The organism is Kribbella yunnanensis, from assembly GCF_039529655.1.
Taxonomy (GTDB): Bacteria; Actinomycetota; Actinomycetes; order Propionibacteriales; family Kribbellaceae; genus Kribbella; species Kribbella yunnanensis.
Genome location: NZ_BAAANF010000002.1, coordinates 640,066 through 662,576, shown reverse-complemented (window position 1 = coordinate 662,576; position 22,511 = coordinate 640,066). Strand labels below are relative to the sequence as shown.

General features: G+C 66.7%; 27 protein-coding genes. 21 read left to right on the top strand and 6 right to left on the bottom strand.

Features of this window, described 5'->3' with window-relative positions:
* The first annotated feature begins 12 nt into the window (after positions 1 to 12).
* From ABD231_RS04675 to ABD231_RS04665, 3 genes are all read left to right on the top strand, one after another.
* Entirely contained in the window at positions 13 to 552 is a 540-nt protein-coding gene (locus ABD231_RS04675) for a GNAT family N-acetyltransferase (protein ID WP_344145490.1), read from the top strand.
* On the top strand, positions 539 to 1,000 hold the full coding sequence (locus ABD231_RS04670) for an HIT family protein (RefSeq protein ID WP_344145489.1): 462 nt from the start codon (positions 539 to 541) through the stop codon (positions 998 to 1,000). The genes ABD231_RS04675 and ABD231_RS04670 overlap by 14 nt, the downstream gene beginning before the upstream one ends.
* Positions 1,001 to 1,237: 237 nt before the next feature.
* Positions 1,238 to 1,621, top strand: a complete 384-nt coding sequence (locus ABD231_RS04665) for a hypothetical protein (protein WP_344145488.1) — start codon at positions 1,238 to 1,240, stop codon at positions 1,619 to 1,621.
* 433 nt (positions 1,622 to 2,054) lie between these two features.
* Here ABD231_RS04665 and ABD231_RS04660 read toward each other — a convergent pair whose 3' ends face one another.
* Both ABD231_RS04660 and ABD231_RS04655 read right to left on the bottom strand, forming a co-directional pair.
* The gene (locus ABD231_RS04660) at positions 2,055 to 2,561 is read right to left on the bottom strand and encodes a GNAT family N-acetyltransferase (protein ID WP_344145486.1); all 507 of its coding nucleotides are present in this window, start codon (positions 2,559 to 2,561) and stop codon (positions 2,055 to 2,057) included.
* Entirely contained in the window at positions 2,561 to 3,286 is a 726-nt protein-coding gene (locus tag ABD231_RS04655) for a GntR family transcriptional regulator (protein WP_344145484.1), read from the bottom strand. Before ABD231_RS04655 ends, ABD231_RS04660 begins: the two co-directional genes overlap by 1 nt.
* A gap of 107 nt (positions 3,287 to 3,393) precedes the next feature.
* On the opposite strand from ABD231_RS04655, the gene ABD231_RS04650 reads away from it, so the two are divergent.
* From ABD231_RS04650 to ABD231_RS04575, 16 genes are all read left to right on the top strand, one after another.
* Positions 3,394 to 3,798 carry a hypothetical protein gene (locus tag ABD231_RS04650; RefSeq protein ID WP_344145482.1) on the top strand — a complete coding sequence of 135 codons (405 nt, stop codon included), beginning with the start codon at positions 3,394 to 3,396 and terminating at the stop codon, positions 3,796 to 3,798.
* Positions 3,798 to 4,055, top strand: coding sequence for a hypothetical protein (locus ABD231_RS04645; RefSeq protein WP_344145480.1), 258 nt, complete (start codon positions 3,798 to 3,800; stop codon positions 4,053 to 4,055). Before ABD231_RS04650 ends, ABD231_RS04645 begins: the two co-directional genes overlap by 1 nt.
* Positions 4,055 to 4,327: a hypothetical protein gene (locus ABD231_RS04640; protein ID WP_344145478.1), complete on the top strand. Its 273-nt coding sequence runs from the start codon at positions 4,055 to 4,057 to the stop codon at positions 4,325 to 4,327. Before ABD231_RS04645 ends, ABD231_RS04640 begins: the two co-directional genes overlap by 1 nt.
* Before the next feature lie 7 nt (positions 4,328 to 4,334).
* Positions 4,335 to 5,741 carry an FtsK/SpoIIIE domain-containing protein gene (locus ABD231_RS04635; protein WP_344145476.1) on the top strand — a complete coding sequence of 469 codons (1,407 nt, stop codon included), beginning with the start codon at positions 4,335 to 4,337 and terminating at the stop codon, positions 5,739 to 5,741.
* Positions 5,738 to 6,124, top strand: coding sequence for a WhiB family transcriptional regulator (locus tag ABD231_RS04630; protein ID WP_344145474.1), 387 nt, complete (start codon positions 5,738 to 5,740; stop codon positions 6,122 to 6,124). The genes ABD231_RS04635 and ABD231_RS04630 overlap by 4 nt, the downstream gene beginning before the upstream one ends.
* Positions 6,124 to 6,381 carry a hypothetical protein gene (locus tag ABD231_RS04625; protein ID WP_344145472.1) on the top strand — a complete coding sequence of 86 codons (258 nt, stop codon included), beginning with the start codon at positions 6,124 to 6,126 and terminating at the stop codon, positions 6,379 to 6,381. The genes ABD231_RS04630 and ABD231_RS04625 overlap by 1 nt, the downstream gene beginning before the upstream one ends.
* Positions 6,378 to 6,578: a hypothetical protein gene (locus tag ABD231_RS04620; RefSeq protein WP_344145470.1), complete on the top strand. Its 201-nt coding sequence runs from the start codon at positions 6,378 to 6,380 to the stop codon at positions 6,576 to 6,578. Before ABD231_RS04625 ends, ABD231_RS04620 begins: the two co-directional genes overlap by 4 nt.
* On the top strand, positions 6,575 to 8,128 hold the full coding sequence (locus tag ABD231_RS04615) for a replication initiator (protein WP_344145468.1): 1,554 nt from the start codon (positions 6,575 to 6,577) through the stop codon (positions 8,126 to 8,128). Before ABD231_RS04620 ends, ABD231_RS04615 begins: the two co-directional genes overlap by 4 nt.
* Before the next feature lie 14 nt (positions 8,129 to 8,142).
* A complete protein-coding gene (locus ABD231_RS04610; protein WP_344145466.1) occupies positions 8,143 to 8,322 on the top strand; it encodes a helix-turn-helix domain-containing protein in 180 nt (59 codons plus the stop codon).
* Positions 8,322 to 9,572 (top strand): tyrosine-type recombinase/integrase, encoded by a 1,251-nt coding sequence (locus ABD231_RS04605; RefSeq protein ID WP_344145464.1) that lies wholly within the window; start codon positions 8,322 to 8,324, stop codon positions 9,570 to 9,572. The genes ABD231_RS04610 and ABD231_RS04605 overlap by 1 nt, the downstream gene beginning before the upstream one ends.
* Positions 9,573 to 9,853: 281 nt before the next feature.
* Positions 9,854 to 10,855: an acyl-CoA desaturase gene (locus ABD231_RS04600; protein WP_344145462.1), complete on the top strand. Its 1,002-nt coding sequence runs from the start codon at positions 9,854 to 9,856 to the stop codon at positions 10,853 to 10,855.
* Between the two features lie 58 nt (positions 10,856 to 10,913).
* The gene (locus ABD231_RS04595; protein WP_344145460.1) at positions 10,914 to 11,555 is read left to right on the top strand and encodes a TetR/AcrR family transcriptional regulator; all 642 of its coding nucleotides are present in this window, start codon (positions 10,914 to 10,916) and stop codon (positions 11,553 to 11,555) included.
* Positions 11,556 to 11,727: 172 nt separating this feature from the next.
* A complete protein-coding gene (locus tag ABD231_RS04590; RefSeq protein ID WP_344145458.1) occupies positions 11,728 to 12,912 on the top strand; it encodes a sensor histidine kinase in 1,185 nt (394 codons plus the stop codon).
* The gene (locus ABD231_RS04585; RefSeq protein ID WP_344145456.1) at positions 12,909 to 13,577 is read left to right on the top strand and encodes a response regulator transcription factor; all 669 of its coding nucleotides are present in this window, start codon (positions 12,909 to 12,911) and stop codon (positions 13,575 to 13,577) included. Before ABD231_RS04590 ends, ABD231_RS04585 begins: the two co-directional genes overlap by 4 nt.
* 327 nt (positions 13,578 to 13,904) lie before the next feature.
* Positions 13,905 to 14,633, top strand: a complete 729-nt coding sequence (locus ABD231_RS04580; protein ID WP_380154832.1) for an ABC transporter ATP-binding protein — start codon at positions 13,905 to 13,907, stop codon at positions 14,631 to 14,633.
* Between the two features lies 1 nt (position 14,634).
* Complete coding sequence (locus tag ABD231_RS04575) at positions 14,635 to 17,094, top strand: ABC transporter permease (RefSeq protein WP_344145452.1); 2,460 nt, start codon at positions 14,635 to 14,637, stop codon at positions 17,092 to 17,094.
* A 52-nt stretch (positions 17,095 to 17,146) separates the two neighbouring features.
* Here ABD231_RS04575 and ABD231_RS04570 read toward each other — a convergent pair whose 3' ends face one another.
* Together ABD231_RS04570 and ABD231_RS04565 are read right to left on the bottom strand one after the other, a co-directional pair.
* Positions 17,147 to 17,494 (bottom strand): VOC family protein, encoded by a 348-nt coding sequence (locus tag ABD231_RS04570; RefSeq protein WP_344145451.1) that lies wholly within the window; start codon positions 17,492 to 17,494, stop codon positions 17,147 to 17,149.
* Positions 17,491 to 18,273 (bottom strand): methyltransferase domain-containing protein, encoded by a 783-nt coding sequence (locus ABD231_RS04565; protein WP_344145449.1) that lies wholly within the window; start codon positions 18,271 to 18,273, stop codon positions 17,491 to 17,493. The genes ABD231_RS04570 and ABD231_RS04565 overlap by 4 nt, the downstream gene beginning before the upstream one ends.
* 102 nt (positions 18,274 to 18,375) lie before the next feature.
* On the opposite strand from ABD231_RS04565, the gene ABD231_RS04560 reads away from it, so the two are divergent.
* A complete protein-coding gene (locus ABD231_RS04560) occupies positions 18,376 to 18,873 on the top strand; it encodes a MarR family winged helix-turn-helix transcriptional regulator (RefSeq protein WP_344145447.1) in 498 nt (165 codons plus the stop codon).
* A gap of 361 nt (positions 18,874 to 19,234) precedes the next feature.
* On the opposite strand, the gene ABD231_RS04555 is transcribed toward ABD231_RS04560, so the two are convergent.
* A complete protein-coding gene (locus ABD231_RS04555; protein ID WP_344145446.1) occupies positions 19,235 to 21,028 on the bottom strand; it encodes an ABC-F family ATP-binding cassette domain-containing protein in 1,794 nt (597 codons plus the stop codon).
* Positions 21,029 to 21,207: 179 nt separating this feature from the next.
* Positions 21,208 to 21,675 (bottom strand): hypothetical protein, encoded by a 468-nt coding sequence (locus ABD231_RS04550; RefSeq protein ID WP_344145444.1) that lies wholly within the window; start codon positions 21,673 to 21,675, stop codon positions 21,208 to 21,210.
* 201 nt (positions 21,676 to 21,876) lie between these two features.
* Here ABD231_RS04550 and ABD231_RS04545 point away from each other — a divergent pair, with 201 nt between their 5' ends.
* Positions 21,877 to 22,305: a hypothetical protein gene (locus tag ABD231_RS04545; protein WP_344145443.1), complete on the top strand. Its 429-nt coding sequence runs from the start codon at positions 21,877 to 21,879 to the stop codon at positions 22,303 to 22,305.
* Positions 22,306 to 22,511 lie beyond the last annotated feature (206 nt).

Here is a 22,511-nt window from a genome sequence, read left to right as displayed (position 1 = left end):
TAGGTTCGCGGGATGCTTGGGAGTGTTGCTTGGCCGCCTGTGCCGATTCGGACGGAGCGGCTGGTACTGCGTGAGTCCGAGGGGCGGGATCGCGCGGCCATCGTCGAGTTGCTGGCTTCGGCGGAGGTTGGGGCGTACGTCGGTGGTGCGCAGGACCGTGGTGAGCTGGAGCGGGCGCTTCCCGAGGTGCCTGGTCAGCGGCCGGGGTTCTTCGTTGTCGAACTCGACGGTTCGGCGATCGGCACGGTCACGCTCAGCGGGCGCAACGTGGAGAGCCCGGACTATCTCCACCCGGAGGCCGGAGATGTCGAACTCGGCTACCTGTTCCTCCCCCACACCTGGGGTCGCGGTTACGCCGCCGAGGCGTGTGCCGCAGCGCTCGCCTGGTTCGCGACCACCCACCCCGGCGAGGGAGTAGTCCTCACCACCCAAACAGCCAACGAACGCTCCCTCCGCCTAGCCACCAAGCTGGGTTTCACCGAGCTAACCCGCTACCACGCCTACGGCACCGAACAATGCCTAGCCACCTGGTCCGGCCGTGTTCAACCATGAGCCCGCAGGCTACGAATGCCCGCTCTGCCTGGTCGTTCGTGGCGACGAAGACGACCTGACCAGCCAGCAGGACGTCGTACTGCGAACAGACCGCGCCACGGCCTTCGTCGCCTCCCGCTGGTGGCCGAACAACCTCGGCCACCTGCTCGTCGTACCGAACACCCACCACGAGAACCTGTACGACCTACCCGCCCCCGACGGCCACGCGGTCCACGACGCCGTCCGCGCGATCGCCATCGCCATCCGCTCCACCTACGGCTGCGCAGGCGTCTCCACCCGCCAGCACAACGAACCAGCCGGCTACCAGGACGCCTGGCACCACCACGTACACGTCTTCCCGCGCTACCCCGGCGACAACCTCTACAACACCCGCCACCTACCAACCCCCGCCACCCGCGCCGACCGCGAGCCCTACGCCCACAAACTCCGCGCGCATCTCGAGCGATAGCAAAACCCCGGCTCAGGAGACCCGAGCCGGGGTTCGGTTGCTCCCCCGCCTGGTTTCGATCCAGGTCTTCGAGATTCAAAGTTGCTGATCCCCCGTCGACACACGTCTACAGCGGTCAATGCTGACGCCCCCTCTGAGCGGGGCGGCTGCCCAAATCAGGGCTCGCCGTCCACGGCCGTCCACCCCTCCTGTTAGCAAAAGCGTTAGCAAGCTGCCGCGTCTGGGCAGGCTCTACCCATGAGGTCGCTGCTTCCGATCGTTGTCGCGTTGATCCCCACGGTGGGCGTCCTGTGGGGAGCTCGGATCGCCTCGCGGGACTTTCAACTCCGCCGCGAGCTGGAGACCGCCAATCAGTTCGGATCGATGGTCCTGATCGCACATGCTCGACCGGCCGACAAGCGCGAGGTCGGAGTAACAGAACAGGTCGCCTATATCCACCTGCTGGCAGCACTTGCGAGGCGACACAAGTGGCTGAAGCCTGCGGCTCGGGCGGCACTCCAGGACTTCGCTCTGTGGCACACCCATGAGAACGCGGGCGATACACACCGGCAAATCTCGTCGGCAGCCAGCGCGGCCCTAACGGTCCTTGACGCCCCACAGCGCTGGTGGAAATCCGGCTGAGGCCACGCTCCATCGCCAGCGTCTTCCCGTCTGCCGTTCAGCCCACGCGTAGCGCGATCAGGAGGCGGCTGAGGGGGCAAGGTGGAGCGCCCCGCTGGACGAACGACCTTGCCCCCTCTGGTGGCTCCTGATAGGTCCTGACTGGGCTGAGCGGCAGGCGGGAAGACGCACCCCGACCACCCACGATCTACCGGCCGACAGGCTCCCGTCATCCCGGAGTCGTGAGGCCCCTGCCGGAGGCAGATGTTGTTGGCTCTCGTGAAGGAACCCGAGGGTCGGCCCGGACGGTGAACGGCCGGAGGTCGCATGCGCACGGCCGGGCCGCGCGCCGAAGGCGCGCCTTGATCTATAAGAGCCAAACTCGGCAGAGAGCCACGGGACAGGGACAAGACACCGATGCCCCGGGACCTCTCGGCGACCTGGATACAGGCGGTCAGCTCACCTGGGTGAGATCGAGCTGGAACAGCGCTCCGCTCATGCGGCCGGGAATGTCGACCGTGCGGACGTACTTGAAGCCGAGGCCCCGGTAGTAGTCGTGCAAGGGGTAGTTGGTGCTCCAGCAGTTCAGCCGGATCCAGCGATCCCCACGGGCACTGGCCTGCTCCTCGACGGCCTTGAGCATCGCGGAGCCGTAGCCCTTGCCGTGCTGGTCTTTTGCGACCATGACCCGGCTAACGTAGGTCTGCGGTTCGGCGATCTCCTCCGGGGTCCACAGCTCCGGGTCCGGCTCGATGATCGCGAGGACCGCAACTACCTCGCCGTCGACCTGCCAGCCGCGAAACTCCCCGGCGTCGAACTCGCGGTCGATGTTGGCCCGGACGACTGTCGGGTCAAGGCCGCGCCGGTACTGGTCGATGTCGCGGGCCTCTAGCCAGTCCTCAGCGTCGGCGCGGATCTGGTAGACGAGCGGGCGGTGTGACTCGTCAAGGGTGATCAGCATCAGGCGTCCAGGTCGTAGGAGATCTCGACACGGTCGGCCGCCATGCGGGTAACCATGAAGCGAACGATGCGGTCTTCGGCGTCGTAGCCGGTCCGGGTGTGCACCAGCATCGGAGTGCCCGGCCCCATGCGGAGACGCTGCGCCTCCTCGGCTGACGGCATCCGGGCCGTGAGGGTGTCGTGCCAGCGCACCTGCGGGTGACCGGTGGCCGCCAGAAGACCTCCCTGAACACCAAGGTCAGTCGGCCGCCAGAACAGCTCGTTGCCATCGGTCACGAAAGGCGGGAAATAGGAGTCACTGAGCTGGTGCGGCTCGCCATTGACGCTCCGGAGCCGGTGCCGGGCTTGGATCGCGGTTCCTGGCTCGATGCCGAGAGCCTCCGCCACGTCGGCCGGTGCAGCGATGGTGACGATCTGGAGGTCGTTGGCCGGTTCGCCGCCCTGCGCGCGGATGGTGTTGGCCCACGCATCGCCGTCGTTCGAGTGCGCCCGCTCCCACTCGCTCATCGACCATTCCCAGCGGTGGAGCTCCCGGACGATACGGCGGCTCCCCTGGCTGCTCGTGATCAGCCCCTCGGCCTCCAGCGCCGCCAACGCAGCCCGGATCGTGTTCCGGCTGACGTCGTACTCGGCCATCAGCTCGGACTCGCTGGGCAGAGCAGCACCCGGCTCGGGCAGCCGATCGCGTAGCAACCGCCGCGTCTGCTCCTGCTTGGTCTCGGTCACTTCAAGCCCTCTTCCGCTGGTTCCTTGACAAGCCTATGGGACTTGTTCCAATATGTCGTGTACCGCTTATTGGTACATGTCCAATAGGTCCTAGAAGGAGAATAGCCATGGCGATGCCCCGCAAGATCAAGGTGACCTGCGACGACGTGTTCCCGTACGGCGCGTTCGCGGTGTCGGCAGTCACGCAGGTGAAGGACTTCGACCGGTCCACCAAGGAGCGGCCGGTGTACTCGGTGGACGAGGAGACCGGTCTGCCGATCTGGTCGGTCGACGTGATGGACGGCGACATCGATGCCCGCAAGGCGGACAAGACCGTGTCGGTCAAGATCCTGGCCAAGGTGCAGCCGGTGTTGCCGCCGATGTCTCCGGGGATGCCGTTCACGCCGGTGGTGTTCGAGGGCATGACGGCTACCCCGTATGTCGCGGAGAACAACGGCCGTCCCCGGCTGGCCTGGTCGTTCCGGGCGACCGAGGTCCGCGCCCCGCGCAACGCCAAGCAGGCGGCGGCGTGATGAGCATGTCGTCGAAACACCTCAACGACTGGGCTGTGGTCTTGGACGCCCGCACTGACGACGAGGCGGTCAACGCATTGCTCGACCTGATGAACAAGGTCGTGGAAGCCCACGAGACCAGCAAGAACCTCGTCAACTCGCTGGCGATCCTGCCCGAGGGCGTGAACGCTCGGCGGGCTGCCTTGGCGCTGGAAGACGCGTACGCGGCGTTGGATGCCGGAACGCGAGCCTTCCACCGGCATGAAAGGGGACTGTGATGGCTGCGACGGCGGGACGCACGCTCGACTTGTGGGCGGTCGCGCTGGGGGCTGGCAACGACGCGGAGTCACTGCGGGCGCTCTCGAAGTTGCTCGTGGCAACGATCACCGCGCAGCAGACGTGTGCACGCCTGGTCGACGCGACGGCCGATCTCACGGACTGTGGCGCGAGTGACGCGCTGGCCGCCGCACGCGACGAGTTGGCGCACATCGAGGAAGCGATGCTGAGCGCCGTTGGTGGCTTCCGCGCTCATGCCAGGGGCCGGGGGTGATGGGCGGATGGTTACCAAGCTGGCTCAAGTGGTCTGGCGGCTGGTTAGAGCGCTGGCAATCGTGGTCTATGCGCTGCTGCGCCGTCCTGGCCTCACCGGTCCCCTCCTGGTCGTCGCGTTCGTCGCGGTGCAGGTGGCCCGGTGGGGCTGGACGACCCGGACCCTGGTCGCGGTCCTGGTCCTCGGTGGCGGTGCAGCGTGGTGGTGGCGTCACCGGTCCTCGTTCAACCGGTTCGTTCGCCGTCCGGCCGTGCAGTGGTTCCGCCGCTGGGTCCGCTACGGGATGGCCTGGCGGTTCTGGATGGGGCGCCTGTCGCTCGGCATCACCGACGAGGCCACGGGTCGCACGATGCGTCCCCGGATCGTCAAGGTTCGTTGCACGCCGAGCGTTGACCGGCTGCTCCTTCAGCTCCCGGTCGGCATGACGATCAAGGACCTTGAGGGCAAGCGAACCAATCTCGCCGAGTCGATGGGCGCCGTTGACGCCCGGCTCCGCAAGGCTCGTCCCGGCCGGGTTTGGCTTGACCTTGAGATGCGAAACCCCTTGCGGGCAACGATCCCTGCTGTCCCGATCCCGACCTCGCTCGACCTGGCGCAGCTCGATGGGATCGTCATCGGGCACGCCGACGACGGCACTCCCTGGCGGCTGCGGATCCGGGGCTCTCACGTCTTCATCGCGGGTGCGACCGGCTCCGGTAAGGGCTCGATCATCTGGTCAGCTCTGCGGGCGCTGGCACCGTTCATCCGGGCAGGGCTCGTGCAGGTCTGGGCAATCGATCCCAAGGGCGGGATGGAGCTGGAGTTCGGCAAGGAGCTGTTCACCCGCTACGAGCGCGACGACTACGAGTCGATGGTTGAGCTGCTCGAAGAGGCCGCCGAAGAGATGGATGCCCGGTGCAAGCGTCTGCGCGGCACGACTCGGACTTTCAAGCCGACCACAGCGACACCGCTGGTGATGGTCATCGTGGACGAGCTCGCGACCCTGACCGCGTTGCAGCCAGATCGCCGGTTGCAGGGCCGCGCAGAGAACGCGCTCGGTCTGCTGCTCACCAAGGGCCGCGCTCCCGGTTTCCACGTCATGGCCGCCGCGCAGGACGTGACCAAGCGGGTGTGTGAGTGGCGCGACCTGTTCCCCGACAAGATCGCGCTCCGGCTGGCCAAGGCTTCTGAGGTCGACATGGTGCTGGGTGATGACGCCTGGGACAACGGCGCACTGTGCGACTCGATCTCGCGAGACACCCCCGGTATCGGCTACGTCCGGCTCGAAGGCCAAAGCCACTCGACCCGGGTCCGCGCTGCCTACGTCACCGACGACGAGATCAAGGCCATGGCCGCCCAATACGGGCCGGTTCATCGGCTGCACTCGGTCGACCTCAACGAGACCACCACGAGCGAGACCGGAGAAGCAGCATGAAGCGACGCGAGACCGCTGGACAGCTCGAACTCGTCTTCACCCCACCCGAGCTGAGCAACGAGCTACGCGCCGAGCTGGCCGCGCACGTCGTACCCGGCTGGGAAGGCATGGGTGACTGCCGCTCGACCGGCAACGACGCGTGGTTCCCCGAGGACGCCGACACCACCGGCAAGGCCGCTGCCCTCGATCGTTGCGGCTTCTGCCCGGTCCGCCGCTCGTGCCTGGCCTACGCGCTGTCGGCCGGTGAGGAGTACGGCGTATGGGGTGGCACGACCGAGGTACAGCGTCACGTCCTCACCTGGGACCTGTCAGACGGCACCACCGTCCCGGATGCCCTCGATCGCACGACCTTGCTGCCCGAACTGCTGTGGCGGGCCGCCTGATGACCGGGTTCACGTTCCACATCAGCGACGGAATCGTTCTGTACGCCCGACACGAGTTCATCCTCGTGGCCCTGGGCCCGTTCGTGTGCACGCGATTCGCAGCCGACCCGCAGGCCGGATCGTGCCGGGGCCTGATCCTGTCCGGCGAACCGCACGCCCTCGTCACCGTGAACAGCCGCCCGCTCCTGCGGTGGTGCGAGACCTGCGCAGCGGACATCTTCGGACAGGCCTTCGCCGAGTGGCAGGCACTCCGATGACAGTCCGCCTCCGCGTCTCCGGCGACCCCGAGGAGATCGAGGTCATGCTCAAGGTCCTGGGCGTGATCTTCGACTTCACCGGCTCCGGCCGCCTCTACCCCAACCGTGGTTCGAGGGGTGTCCGCGTCTACCTCACGGCGCGGATCCCTTGGGCCGGTGAACGAGACCAGTCACGCCGAGGAGATGGTCCCCAATGATGTCGACGCTGGGCCAAGTCGCCCCCGATGTCCTGCACGAACTTGCCGTCCGCAACGGTGTCTGTGTCCGCCCGATCCTGTCCCGGCTGACCGACACCGCGACCGGTGAACAGCTCGTTGTCCCGATCCCGTGCGGGTCCACGCAGGCCCGTCAGTGCCCGGTGTGCGCCGATCGCGCCCGTAAGCTCCGCATGCAGCAGTGCCGCGAGGGCTGGCACCGTGACGACGAAATCCCCGCCGACGACCAGGCCGACGACCTCTCCGCGGAGCTGTCCGAAAACGGCGACGAGGACCAGGCCGACGACACCGAATCGGCTCGCCGTACCCGGTCGACTCGTCGCCGCCAGGACGCTCCCGACCTGCCCAAGGTCCCGATGGACAACCGCACTGTGGGTACGGCGTTCACGACCCCTGATGGCAAGACCTACCGGCCGTCGATGTTCCTCACGCTGACGCTGCCGTCGTATGGCCGCGTGGGCTCAGACGGCACACCGATCAACCCCGGCACGTACGACTACCACCGCGCCGCGATGGACGCGCTGCACTTCCCCAAGATCGTTGACCGGTTCTGGCAGAACCTGCGCCGCTGCGCCGGGTACAAGGTCCAGTACTTCGCCACCGTCGAGGCACAACGCCGTCTCGCGCCGCACCTGCACGCCGCTGTCCGGGGCGTCATCCCTCGCCAGACCGTCAAGGACGTTGCCGCCGCGACCTACCACCAGCTCTGGTGGCCGCAGTGCACGGAACCTGTCTACGTCGGCGAGGACGTGCCTCGGTGGGATGACCTGGCCGGCCGATACGTCGACCAGGCCGGCCGATTTCTCCCGACCTGGGATCAGGCCCTAGACGCGATCGGCGAGGACCCGGCGGCGACCCCGGCGCACGTGGTCAAGCTCGGTAGCCAGGTCGACTATCAAGGCATCATCGCCTCGGCCGACGACAAGGTCGGCAAGGCGGTCGGCTACCTGACCAAGTACCTGTCCAAGTCGATCGCCGACACCTACGGCGATGACGACGAGATCACCACCCGGCAGGCGATCCACCTTGACCGGCTGCACCGCGAGGTCCGCTGGCTGCCCTGCTCTCCAGGCTGCTCGAACTGGCTTCGGTACGGCGTCCAGCCCAAGGACGCAGAAGGGGGCATGCGCCCCGGCTGGTGCCCCTCCAAAGCCCACGACAGGCACCACCTAGGTCTTGGTGGCCGCCGTGTCCTGGTCTCGCGTCAGTGGACCGGCAAGACCCTCGCAGAGCACCGCGCCGACCGGGCCGAGGTCGTCCGGCAGACCCTCGCCGCTGCTGGCGTCGACATGCCCGACACCGACCGCTACGCCGCCACAGCCGAACTCGAGGACGGCCGACCGCGCTTCATCTGGGAACCCGTCGACCGCGCCAAAGACACCGACCTGCCCACCTGGCACGGCGTCATGACCCGAGGAATCAACGAACGCATCCGCTGGCAAACCGCCTACGAGCAAGCCAAACAACGACCCAACGCACCACCCGACGACACCCGTTCGGCAACTGCCACGACCGCCGCGCCTGCGGCCTGAATCGAGGGATCACCATGGAGCACAAGCTGTTGTACCGCGTCCCCGAGGTCGCCGAAGCGCTCGCCGTGAGCCGCGCGAAGGTGTACCAGCTCATCCAGTCCGGCGCGCTGCGGTCGGTCAAGATCGACAACTCGCGCCTGGTCCGCTCGTCCGACCTGCTCGACTTCGTCGCGGACCTCGATGAGGTGGCCTGATGACCGAGCTGAACGACGGTCTGATCAAGCGCGGGAAGAAGTGGTACTACGTCATCCGCGTCAAGGACGCCGCCACCGGGAAGAGCAAGCCCAAGTGGGTCGGCGGATTCGAGCGCGAGGACGACGCCAAGGAAGCTCGGGATGAGGCCCGGGTTGCTGCTCGCCGGGGTGAGTTCATCGACAAGAGCAAGATCACGCTGAAGCAGTACGTGGAGGGCTGGCTCGACGGCCACGAGATGGAGATCAAGCCGAGCACGCTGGCCGGGTATCGCGAGTGGCTGGCCCGACACGTGTACCCGAAGATCGGCTCCATGCGGTTGCAGGCTGTCAGTTCGGCAACGCTGACCAAGCTGTACAAGGACCTGTCGACCAAGGGCGGCCGTCACGGAACCGGCGTGTCCAGCCGGAGTATCGAGTACATCAACGCGATTCTCCGGAAGGCGCTGAACGACGCCGTCCACGCTGATCGACTGATCCCGTCGAACCCCTGCAAGACAGCCAAGCGTCCGCGACGTGAGGCCAAGCCGCTTGGGACGGTCTGGTCGGCCGAGGAGCTGCGCATGTTCCTCCAGCACGCAGAGTCGCACCGCCTGTTCGCGTTCTTCCGGCTGTCGGCCTACTCCGGCGCTCGCCGAGGCGAACTGTTGTTCCTGCGCTGGGCAAACGTGGACTTCGAGAAGGGAGCGATCCGAATCCAAGGTACGGCGGGCATGGTCGGCGGGAAGCGACTTGAAGGCACTCCCAAGAGCGGCCGTGAACGGACTGTCCCTCTGGACAAGCGAACGTTGACGATCCTCCGCGAGCACCAGGCCCGACAGGCCGTGGAGCAGATGACAGCCGGAGATGCCTGGCTCGGCGAGGACTACGTCTTCACCACCGGTCTGGGTCGGCCGGTTCCACCCGACACCGTTACCAACCTGATCTCGGTGCTAATTCGGCAGTTCAACGAACCGGCCATTCCGGGCACCCGGAAGACGCCACGACAGAAGCTTCCCCGTCCAGCTCATCCCCTGCCACCGGCTCGGCTGCACGACTTGCGACACGTCCACGCGACGTTGCTCCTGATCGCTGGGGTACCGGTTCACGTCGTGGCGGAGCGCCTCGGCCACGCCGACCCCGCCATCACGCTCCGGGTCTACGCCCACGTCATTCGCCAGCACGCCGACGAGGCTGCTAACACCTTCGCCGACGCTGTCGACGGGAAGCCCGAGGAAAGGGCTACCGAGAGTGAGAGCAAGGCGACTGAGTAAGGCCCTGTTAGCAAAAGCGTTAGCAAAACGACCCGGAGACGAGTGAACCCCCAAGTCAGAAACGCTCTGACCTGGGGGTTCTTGTCGCTCCCCCGCCTGGTTTCGATCCAGGTCTTCGAGATTCAAAGTCTCGCGGGCTGCCGATTACCCCACGGGGGATCGTGGTTGCCGAGACAGTGTGCCATGAGTGGGGTCGGTGACAAGCTGAGGGGTTCCTTACCTACGGGTCCGTAGGTTACGGTTGCGTAGGTAAGGTGTCCGCCGACCGAGGGAAGACAGCGATGACTCCACCCGCCGTTGCCGCGCCGGAGGCTCCGGACCGCGTTGTGCAGGACGACGTGCTCGACGTCGATACGGGGACGCTCGGGGGTGAGCAGAAGCAGGTGTGGGAGCAGGTCGCGCTGGCGTTGTTCATCGGGATTCCGTTCCTGGCTGTGCTGGCTGCGGTGCCGATTGCTTGGGGCGGGTTCCTGGGGTGGCGGGACATCGTGCTCGCGGTGGCGTTCTACACGGTGTCGGGGCACGGGATCTCGATCGGTTTCCACCGGTTGTTCACGCACAAGTCGTTCAAGCCGAACCGGCCGATGAAGTATGCGTTGGCGATCGCTGGTTCGCTGGCGATCGAGGGGCCGGTGGTTCGGTGGGTGGCTGATCACCGTAAGCATCACAAGTTCTCCGACCGTGACGGCGATCCGCACAGCCCGTGGAAGTACGGGAACACGTTGGGGGCGCTGACGAAGGGGTTCTTCCACGCGCATGTGGGCTGGTTGTTCGACACCGAGCAGACTCCGCAGCGGCAGTACGCGCCGGATCTGCTGAAGGACAAGGACATCGTCCGGGTGTCGCGGATGTTCCCGGTGCTGGTGACGGTTTCGTTGCTGCTGCCGGCTGTGATCGGCGGGTTGTGGTCGTGGTCGTGGGAGGGCGCGTTCACCGCATTCTTCTGGGCCAGCCTCGTCCGGATCGCGCTGCTGCATCACGTGACGTGGTCGATCAACTCGATCTGTCACACGATCGGCGACCGGCCGTTCAAGAGCCGGGACAAGTCGGGCAACGTGTGGTGGCTGGCGATCCTGAGCCAGGGCGAGTCGTGGCACAACCTGCACCACTCGGACCCGACCTGTGCGCGGCACGGCGTACTGAAGGGTCAGCTCGACACCTCCGCCCGGACCATCTGGTTCTTCGAGAAGATGGGCTGGGTGAGCGACGTCCGCTGGCCGGTCAAGGAACGGCTGGAAGCCCGGCGCGTGGACGACGCGCGCCGTACTCTGAAGGCGGCCTGACCGTAAAACTCCCACCGGCAACACCCGAAATGCGGCATGATGTTGACGTGATCTCGACGTGACGGAACCCAAACCGCGCCGCTCCGGGCGGATCCGGATGACCAGTGCCGAGCGTCGCGAGCAACTGATCACGGTCGCCCGCGGCCTGTTCGCGCAGCGCGGCTACGACGCCACCTCGGTGGAGGAGATCGCGGCCCGGTCCGAGGTCTCCAAACCGGTCGTGTACGAGCACTTCGGCGGCAAGGAAGGCCTGTACGCCGTGATCGTGGACCGCGAGGTTCGCGCGCTGCTCGACGGTGTCACCCAGTCGCTGACCGCGGGCCGGGCGCACGAACTGGTCGAGCAGGCGGCGCTCGCGCTGCTGGACTACATCGAGAACAACTCCGACGGCTTCCGGATCCTGGTCCGGGACTCGCCGGTCGGCTCCTCGACGGGATCGTTCATCTCGATCCTGAGCGATGTCGGTACCCGGGTCGAGCACATCCTGGCCGAGAACTTCAAGCGCCGCGGTCTGGACCCGAAGAACGCCCCGATGTACGCCCAGATGCTGGTCGGCATGGTCGCGCTCACCGGGCAGTGGTGGCTCGACGCTCGCCGCCCGCGCAAACAGGACGTCGCCGCCCACCTCGTCAACCTCGCCTGGAACGGCCTCTCCGGGCTAGAACCCAAACCGGTTCTATCGACCCGGCCGCACAAATAAATCCTCCGAAGGACAGGACGTATACGTCCACTGACGGCCGATCCGCGCCAGACCCAGGCGTGTGGAGCGGTATGCGTAGATGCCTACGTCCTGTCGTTAGGGCGCTGGTCGTACGGCGACATCCGACCGTGGCATGACTCGCGGGCGGGGCGCTCACCCGTACGCTGGCCGGATGACGGGGTTACTGACCGCGCGGCCGCTGCCTGCGCGCAGCAAGGCGTTCGATCTGCTGTTCGCGGGCGCCCTCGTCGTGTCGGCCGGCTTCCTCGGGCTCGCGCAGGCGCGGTGGGGCGGGCTCCTCGGCCTCGCGATGCTCGGTCCGCTGATCTGGCGCCGCACCCACCCCGAACTCGTCTTCTTCGCGGTCTCGTCAGTCGCCGTCCTGCAGTGGCTGGGCGGTGTCGACCTGCAGCCCGGCAACGTCGGCCTGATCGTCGCCCTCTACGCGATCTCCGTGTACGGCGACGTCCGCCTCAGCCGGATCGCGCTCGGCGTCGGCGGTCTCGGCGTGCTGATGGCGACCTCCCGCTACTGGTCGAATTCCGACTGGCGCCAGCAGGTGACCATGATGGTCGCCCTCGGCGCGCTCGTCTTCGGCGTCTGGGCGTTCGGCGAACGCCGTCGCACCAGAGCCCTGTACGTCGTCCAACTCGAGGAGCGCGCTGTCCAGGCCGAGCGTGATCGCGACCGCGAGTCGAAGCTCGCGGTCTCGGCCGAGCGGACTCGGATCGCCCGCGAGATCCACGACGTGGTCGCGCACGGTCTGTCGATCATGATCGTCCAGGCCGACGGCGGTCTGTACGCCGCCGACCAGTCGCCCGAGGCGGCGAAGAAGGCGCTGGCCACGATCGGCGATACCGGCCGCGCCAGCCTGACCGAGATGCGCAAGATGCTCGGCCTGCTCAAACAGGAGGAGCAGCGCGAGCTCGATCCGAACCAGCCGCGCCCCCAGCCAGGCGTCTCCAGCCTCCCCGAACTGATCGACAACGTCCGGGACGCCGGCCTCTCGGTCGACTACCAGGTCACCGGCGCGCCGCGGGATCTGCCCGCGCTGCTCGGACTGACGGCGTACCGGATCGTGCAGGAGGGTCTGACCAACACGCTGAAACACGCCGGGCCGGGAGCGCACACGTCCGTCACCTTGGACTTCGGGCGCGAGATGCTGACCGTGGTGGTCACCGATGACGGCCGCGGCGGTGGCGTTGCCCCGAGCACCGAACCAGGTCACGGCCTGGTGGGGATGCATCAACGCGCATCGGTCTCGGGCGGTACGGTGAACGCCGGACCGAAGGCGGGCGGCGGTTACGAGGTGATCGCCAAGCTGCCGTATCACCTGCCCAACGGAGGCCAGCAGTGAATGAAGACGTAATCCGGGTTTTCCTGGTGGACGACCAGGAGCTGGTCCGGGCCGGCTTCACGATGCTCGTGGACTCCCAGCCGGACATGCGGGTGGTCGGGCAGGCCGGCGACGGCGGTGAGGCGGTCGAGAAGATCTCCGTGACCGCGTGCGACGTCGTACTGATGGATGTTCGGATGCCGCGGCTCGACGGGGTGGAGGCCACGAACCGGCTGCAGTCGTTGCCGCAGGCCCCCAAGGTGATCGTGCTGACCACCTTCGACCTGGACGAGTACGCGTTCGCCGCGATCAAGGCCGGTGCGGCCGGCTTCCTGCTCAAGAACACCCCGCCGGCCGACCTGCTGTCGGCCATCCGCCAGGTGCATTCCGGCGACGCCGTCGTCTCCCCCAGTACGACGAAGCGCCTGCTCGAGCATTTCGCCGGAGCCCTGCCGGACCAAGGGGTCGAGCGACCGGACCTGGCCGAGTTGACCGCCCGCGAGCGCGAGGTGCTGGTCGAGGTGGCACGCGGCCTGTCGAACACCGAGATCGCCAAGCTGTTCACGTTGTCCGAGGCAACGGTGAAGACGCATATCGGCCGCATCCTGGCCAAGACCGGACTGCGCGACCGGGTCGCGCTCGTCGTCCTCGGGTACGAGACCGGGCTGGTCCGGCCGACCAAGTAAGAGGGGGTCTGGGGACTGCACGCCGTAGCGAGCAAGTGCTCGGTGCGGTAGCTCGGCGTGCTGGGGCGGAGGCCTCGATGTTTTTCCATCGTGGCCTTTGCACCAGTGCGGCGAGGTGCCGTGCCGAGTGCTGCGCAGTAGGCGTGGAGTCCCCAGACCCCCTCTCATACCCAGGTACTACACGGAATACGGTCCGTGGTCCGACGTACCGGGATGCCGTTCTCACTAACTTGGTGAGCATGACAGGGCGGGCCTGTCGTGGAACCAGGGAGTGACATGAGTTTGCAGACCGGTGAGCTTGCGGCAGGGCGGCTGCCGCAGGACGGGATGCCGCGTACGGCGATCCGCGCGCACGAGCTGCGCAAGGTGTACGGACAGGGTGACACTGCCGTGGCCGCGCTGGACGGCGTCTCGGTCGACTTCGCGGTCGGCAACTTCACCGCGATCATGGGCCCGTCCGGGTCCGGCAAGTCGACGCTGATGCACTGCCTGGCCGGGCTGGACACGCCGACCAGCGGCCAGGTCCTGCTCGGCGAGACCGAGCTGACCCAGCTCCCGGACGCCGCGCTGACCAAGATCCGCCGGGACCGGATCGGCTTCGTCTTCCAGTCCTTCAACCTGCTGCCGATGCTGTCCGCCAAGGACAACATCCTGCTCCCGCTCGAGCTCGGCAGCCGCAAGCCCGACCAGCAGTGGCTGGCCACGCTGGTCGACGTACTGGGTCTGGAGGACCGCCTCACGCACCGCCCGTCGGAGCTGTCCGGCGGCCAGCAGCAGCGCGTCGCCGTGGCGCGTGCGCTGGTCGGGCGGCCGGAGGTCGTCTTCGCCGACGAGCCGACCGGCAACCTGGACTCGCGCTCGGGCGCCGAGGTCCTCGGCTTCCTGCGCCGCAGTGTCCGTGAGTTCGGGCAGACCGTGGTGATGGTGACCCACGACCCGCTGGCGGCGTCGTACGCCGACCGCGTGGTGATGCTCGCCGACGGCAAGCTGGCCGGCGAGCTGTACGACCCGAAGCCGGAGACCGTTCTCGACGCGCTGCGCCAGCTGGGGGCCTGACGTGCGACGTTCGCTCCTTTCTTCGTTGCGCGCCCACATGGGCCGCTTGGTCGCCGCCTGCCTGGCGATCGTGCTGGGGGTCGGCTTCGGCACCCTGGCGCTGACTGCACACAGCTCTGCATCACACGGCATCGACGAGACGGTCGGCGCGCAGTACAAGGGTGTCGACGCGTACGTGTACCCCGATCGCGAGTCGATCACCCCGGCGACCGTCGCCAAGGTGAAGGCGCTGCCGCAGGTCGCGGAGGTGGTCCCGACGGCGACCGCCTACATGGAGGCCAGCTTCCCGGGCCTGGTCCGGCCGGTCTCGCTGCCGATCGACGCTCTGCACCCCACCACCCAGATCTCCTCCCCCGGTACGACGTCCGGGAAGTTGCCGACCGCAACGAATGAGATCGCGCTGCCGAACAGGCTCGCGGCCAAGCACCATCTGACACTGGGCCAGTCGCTGCGGATCACGTCGTATAACAACAAGTCCTGGACCGTGAAGATCGTCGGCCTGATCGACGACAAGAGCGCCTTCGGCCAGGGCGCGGCCGTCGCCACGCCGGCCATGGTGAAGATCTTCGAGCCGGACGGCTACATCCAGGGCGTCAAGATCGCCGGTAAGCCCGGTACTGATCCGCAGGCGCTGGCCGACTCCGTGCAGGCCGTGCTGCCGAACGGTGTCCAGGCCTTCACCGGCAAGGGCTGGATCGAGCACGAGGTCAAGAACTACACCAACGGAATCGACGTCCTGGGTGGCGTGTTCGGCATGTTCGCCGTGATCGCGCTCTTCGTCGCCTGCCTGGTGATCGGCAACACCTTCACCATCGTGATCGCCCAGCGGACCCGCGAGATGGCACTGCTGCGCTGTGTCGGCGCGTCCCGCCGCCAGGTGTTCTCCTCGGTACTCGCCGAGGCGACCGTGGTCGGCGTGATCGCCTCCGCGATCGGTGTGGTCTTCGGGGTCGCACTGTCCGCGCTGGCGCTGGCGCTGTCCCGCGAATTCGACTGGGGGATGCCGCCGGTCTCGCTGCACCTCGACCTGCTGTCGATCTTCCTGCCGCTGCTGCTCGGCACGATCGCCACGATCGCGGCAGCCGTCGTACCGGCTCGTCGGGCCACCAAGGTTGCTCCGCTGGCTGCGCTGCGGCCTGACGTCGCACCGGCGGCCGCTTCGAAGCGGGGCGTGTTCCGGCTGGTCCTCGGCTTCTTGCTCCTCGCCGGTGGCGGTGCGCTGCTGGGGCTGGCGGCAACCGAGCACCAGGTGATCGTCGGCGTCGCCGGTGGCGTGATCTCGTTCCTCGGGGTGCTGGCGATCGGCACGCTCCTGGTGCCGGCGCTGATCAAGGTGCTCGGCGCCCTGCCGGCACGGGCCGGCGTTCCGTCCCGCATCGCGGTCGCGAACGCAGTACGGAACCCGAAGCGTACGGCGGCCACCACCGCGGCGCTCCTGATCGGCGTGACGCTGATCAGCCTGACCTGTGTCGGCATCGCCTCGGTCCGCAAGACGTTCGACGTGTCGATGGACGGGCAGTACCCGGTCGACCTGACGGTGATGACCTACAACGAGAAGATGCCGGCCAGTGCCGCCGAGCAGTTGAAGGCGATCAAGGGCATCACCCAGGTCGTCCCGGTCCACAAGATGGTCGTGAAGTCCAAGGGCGAGGAGTACTCGGTCACGGGCATCGACCAGGCCACGGCCGGCACGGTCATCCACAACCCCGCGCTCGTCGACAAGCTCAAGTCCGGTACGGCGTTGGTCGACTACAGCACGCTTCATCGGCTGCAACTGAAGGAGGGTTCGAAGGTCACGATCGTCTCCGGCAAGAACAAGCTGACAGTGACACTGCAGCTCGGACTCGGCCTGGATCCGTTCAACGTGACTTCAACGGATCTCGCCAAGCTGGCGCCGACCGCGCCGATCGCCGGGTACTGGCTGGCCTCGGATCCGAAGGCCGATGGCTCGAAGGTCATCGAGGAGGTGAGCCAGTCACTGCCGTCGGTGAAGGAGCTCGATGTCAGCGGCGGCCTGGCCAAGCGGTCGTCGTACACGAAGATCTTCGATGTACTGCTTGCCGTCGGCATCGGTCTGCTCGGGGTCTCGGTCCTGATCGCACTGGTTGGCGTGGGCAACACGCTCAGCCTGTCGGTACTGGAGCGGACCCGGGAGAATGCGTTGCTGAGGGCAATGGGTCTGACCCGGCGCCAGCTGCGCAGCATGCTCGCCATCGAATCGTTGCTGATGGCATTGGTTGCCGCCGGCCTCGGAATCGCGCTCGGGTTGGCCTACGGCTGGACTGGGACGAGTGCACTGATGGGCGGTCAAACGATCGACGGCAAGGTCCAGTACGCCGTGCCGGTCGGACTGCTGGTCGCGATTGCGGCGATCGCCGCGGTCGCCGGTCTGCTCGCCTCGGTACTGCCCGCTCGCCGCGCCGCCAAGGTCGCACCGGCTGGTGCGCTCGCGACGGAGTGACGCCGAGCTAGCGGCTCGCCCGGCTTGAGGGGGCTGGGCGAGCCGCTGTGTGTCAGACGATCTCGATCCGGTTCCCGTGGCCGTCGGCGGTGTGAAAACGCCTGCGGCCCGGGATCGTTTCGTTGTCCCAGGCAACTGGATACCCGCGGCTTTCGAGCTGGGCGGCGAGTGCGTCGAGGTCAGCTGTTGCGAGGGCCGGATGAGCTTTCCTGGCTGGGCGGAAGTCCTGTTCGACGCCGACGTGGATCTCGGCATCACCCGCACGGAACCAGCAGCCGCCGCGCGGTTTGAGCAGCTCGGGCTTCTCGAGCTCGGTCATCCCGAGGGCGTCGCGGTAGAACGCGCGGGCGACATCTTCGCCGCCGGGCGGGCAGGAGACCTGCACGTGGTCGAGCCTCATCGCTTTTGCCCTACTGCGAAAATCCGGCGGAAGGGAAGCAGCGTGCCGTAGTCGCGCTGCGGATAGGCCCCGGCCAGCCGAGCGCCGTACTCGGCCTCAAACTCCTGGCGCAGCTCATCCGGCAGCGACTGCAGCACCGGGCGAGCACCAGTCCCCTTCACCCACTCCAGTACGGCGTTGTCCCCTTGGAGAAGGTGGAAATACGTCGTCTCCCACGCGTCCACGACACAACCCTCGGCACTCAGTACGTCGACATAGTCGCCCGGGCCGGGGACCTCGGGGCGCAACGAGCGGTCGCGCGCGAATTCGGCGTACGGGTCCTTGGCGGCGAGTTCGCGGAGGATCGCGTGTGAGGGCGCGTTGCCGTTGCCGGGGATCTGGATCGCGAGCCAACCGCCGGGGCGGAGCGCTTTGACGAAGCCGGGCAGCAGGTCGAGCTGATCGGGGATCCACTGCAGGGTCGCGTTCGTGACGATCACGTCGAGGCTGCCTTCGGGCGCCGACCAGTCATGTACGTCGCCGAGCTCGAAACTCAGGTGGTCATCGGCGAACTCCTGCGCGGCCGCGATCATCTGCGGCGAACTGTCGACCCCGACGATCGTTGCCTCCGGCCACGACTCGCGCAAGGTCGCGGTGAGCCCACCGGGACCGCAGCCGAGGTCGACGACCGTGCGGACGTCGTCGGCGTGGATTCGGCGGACCAGGTCGGCGAACGGGCGGCCGCGCTCGTCGGCGTACGTGCCGTACTGCTCGGGGCTCCAGACGGGTGACGTGCGCATCGTCGCACCTCTCAGTCTTTCGGGGTTTATCTTGATGTCGAGATATATTAGGCATCGGAGATCTCTTGATGTCAAGAGTCTTGATGGCGTACGCTCACGGGTATGGAAGACGAGGTCGACCGGCTGCTGGAGGCCTGGCGCCGGGAGCGGCCGGACCTCGACGTGACCCCGATGGAGGTCCTGTCGCGGGTCAGCCGGCTCGCGCGGCACCTGGACCGGGCCCGCAGCCAGGCCTTCGAGACCCACGGGCTCGAGTCATGGGAGTTCGACGTACTGGCGGCCTTGCGGCGGGCGGGATCGCCGTACCAACTGTCTCCCGGGAAGCTGCTGAAGGAAACCCTGGTGACCTCGGGGACGATGACGAACCGGGTTGATCGACTGACCGCACGCGGTTTGGTCGAGCGGCTTCCGGATCCGGGCGACCGGCGCGGCGTACTGGTTCAGCTGACAGACGCCGGGCGTGATGCGGTAGATGCGGCCATGGCCGATTTGCTGGCGCACGAGCGGACGTTGCTCGGGTCGATCAGCGCGCGGGACCAGACCCGGATCGCGCAGGTATTGCGCGAACTCGTGCGGCCGTTCGACCTGGAAAAGCACTGACTTTTTGTATACACATTCCGCAGAATGATGCCGCCATTCTGCAAAACCACACCCCGTCACTTCGCATCTCCCGAATCGTTGCTAGTTGCAACGAGATCGAGAGACTGCTGTAGCGGAGGTCTATCGACACAGAGTGATCGAGGCCACTAGGGTCCTCACTGTCGGTGGTTATTTGACTACAGCAAGTTAGAACAAACGGTGACTTCGGCGGCTAGAGGTGGTTCGCCGAAAGCGGTCGCTGGTGTCCGGGGCTCGGGGCCCGGACAACGACGATCGGCACGGGGCCCGCTCACCCAAGCTGTCGCGCCCTCCGAATCACAGGGGATCGGAGGGCGCGACAGCTATTTTCTATTGCTGGTGTTTATTCGGCCCGTTCGGCAGCTTCGAACCAGAGCGTTTCGAGCTCGGAACGCTCGTCGCCGAGTTTGCGCAGCTCGGTGTCGAGTTCGGCGAGGCGCTCGTAGTTGCTCGCGTTCGCGGCGATCTGATCGTGCAGCTTCGCCTCGGACTCGGTGATCTTCGCGATCTGCCGCTCGATCCGGTTCAGCTCCTTCTTCGCCGCCCGCGCCACGGCCGCATCCACCGGCGGCTGCGGCTGTGCGGTCTTGGGACCGTCCACGGTCTCGACCGGTTTCGCATCGGTACGGCGGGTGACGCCGGCATCGAGGTCCTCGATGTACTGGTCGACCCCGCGCGGCAGGTGCCGAACCCGGCCGTCGCCCATGATCGCGTAGACCATGTCGCTGACCCGCTCCAGGAAGTACCGGTCGTGGGTGACGGTGACGACGACACCCGGCCAGCTGTCGAGGAAGTCCTCCAGCACGGTGAGCGTCTCGACGTCCAGATCGTTGGTCGGCTCGTCGAGGATCAGAACGTTCGGCTCATCCAGCAGGATCCGCAGCAACTGCAGTCGCCGCCGCTCACCACCCGACAGATCCGAGATCCGCGTCGTCAGCCGATCACCCGTGAACCCGAACCGCTCCAGCAATTGCGAGCTCGTCATCTCACCGCCGCCGCCCGCGAGCGCCGCCGTACGTTTGATGGCAGTGATGTGGTCGAGGACGGTCACCGTCCCGTCGACCTCCTCCAGATGCTGCGACAGGTTGGCGACGCGAACCGTCTTCCCCTGCTTCACCTTGCCCTGGTCCGGCGGCAGCAGACCTGTCAGCACCTTCAGGAACGTCGTCTTGCCGGCCCCGTTCGGCCCCAGCAACCCGATCCGGTCCGCCGGGCCCAGCCGGAACGTCACGTGATCGAGCATCACCCGATCACCGAACTTCAGACTCACGTCCTCCGCGTCGAACACGTCCTTACCCAGCCGCGCCGTCGCCAGCTTCGACAACGCCAGCTTGTCCCGCGGCTCCGGCTCGTTCTCGATCAGCGCGTTCGCCGCATCGATCCGGAACTTCGGCTTACTCGTCCGCGCCGGCGCACCCCGCCGCAACCACGCCAGCTCCTTCTTCAGGAGATTCTGCCGCTTGACCTCACTGACCTGGGCGCTCCTCGAGCGTTCCGCCTTCGCGAGGACATAGGCGGCGTACCCACCGTCGTACGACGAGATGTTGCCGCCCTGCACCTCCCACGTGTTGGTACACACCGCGTCGAGGAACCACCGGTCGTGCGTCACCACGATCAACGCCCCGGCCCGATCCACCACATGCTGAGCCAGCCAGTTGACCGCCTCGATATCCAGGTGGTTCGTCGGCTCATCCAGCACCAGCAGGTCGACCTCAGTCATCAGCAACTTGGCCAACGAAGCCCGCCGCCGCTCCCCACCACTGAGCGTGCCCACCTTCGCCTCAAGGTCGACTTCACCCAGCAAGTGCTCCATCACCGACCGTGCCCGCGGATCCGCGGCCCACGTATAAGTCTCCACATCCCCCAGCACCGCATGCAGCACGGTCTCCTCCGGGTTCAGCTCATCCGTCTGCCCCAGATACCCCAACCGCAGATCCCGCATATGCGTAATCCGCCCGCTATCAGGCTCCTCACGCCGCGCCAACACCGACAACAACGTCGACTTCCCGTCCCCGTTGCGCCCAACCACCCCAACCCGGTCCCCCCGCCCCACCCCCAGACTCACGGAGTCCAGCAACACACGAGTCCCGAAGCCCTTAGACACAGCTTCCAAGTTGACCAAATTAGCGGCAGCCATAACCGCCCCACCCTATCCGACGTACCAACACAGCCAGCCGCCCTGGCCCACCTAGGCCCCGAACGGCCCGGCATCACTCCACACGACCAGCGCTCCAGTTCTCGCACAGATCGCGTTGACCTCCGCAGCAATCGCCCGCAGCGATCCTGATCGTCCTAGCTCAACTTGACCGAGTCACGTCACGCAAGCGAGTAGTAGCCCGGCGCGGCGACGAGCACCGACTCGAACCACGGCGGTAGGTCAGGCCCGGCGAACTGTGGTCCTCCCGACCTGTCGAAGCCGATAGTTACCTCCGGGCAGAAGGGGCTCCGAGGATCTGACACATCGACGTTTGCCCCAGATTCGCGAAGTCTCTGCAGCACCGCGTCTGCAGCGGTCTGGAACACGTCGACACCGTTCCACACAACCGAAGCGGCTCCGGGCCCGAGCGGTCTCCAGAGCTCTACCGCGGTCACGGACACTCCGTCCTCGAAGTGCGCGAAAACGTCAAAGGCGAGCTGAGCATCTCGCACCCGAAGCGCCGGCGTCAGTCCACCCGGTACTTCCTCCGGTGAACCCCAGCACCCCATGGCCTCCCTGGCCTCAGCCAGGCTCATGCCGACTTCGAGAGGCGGTACACCGCGTGGCGGGTCGAGTTCGAATCGCATCAGGCACCCATCGTCCGTCGTACAAGCATCCGAGTCACCCTCCGGGCATCCCTCTCATGCACATTTCACCTCCTGTTGCCCAAGGCATCCAAAGGCACGAAGTTCGTGATCCGGCTGTGATCCAACCAAATGGTGTGTGGCGGCGTCTCTATGGGCGGCGGGCTCACTGGGAGCCCTTGCATACGAGGGGAAATCACTATCATGCGCGTTCGTTCTCAGTTGGTTCGCCGGGTTACCGCCACCGCTGCCGGGCTTGGGCTTGCGGCCGGTGCGATCGCCGGGATCGTCGGCGCCACGTCCGCCAGCGCGGAGACCAAGAGCACCACGGTGGCCGCCTCCACCGCCGCCGTCAAGAAGAGCGTCACCATCGACGCCAGCGACTGGATCGTGCCGGCCGGCTCCAAGGTCCGCTACTTCGGCAAGACCACCGGCATCGCCAAGAACACCACCGTCCAGGTCCAGCGCCTCGAGGGCAAGAAGTGGGTCAACTTCCCCGCGACCACCAAGGTCACCTCGAAGGGCACCTACTCGGTCTACGTGAAGTCCTCCCGCGTCGGCAAGAACTACTTCCGCGTCGCCGTCGCCGGCCTCGTCACCAAGCAGCAGTACCTCGAGATCACCAAGAAGTGACCTCCCCCGCAGCGCCCGAAGTCCCCCACAGACTTCGGGCGCTGTCGCATTACGGCACAACGAGCGGACCTGCGGGCCATCACATTTGGGTTTGACCGGCACACTCCACGCTCACGAACCCCGGCCGCCTTCAGTTGTGATGGCCCTGGGGTTCGGTCATCGGGTTCCGTTCAGGTGGGATTGGTATTCGTGGGGGTTGAGGGGGT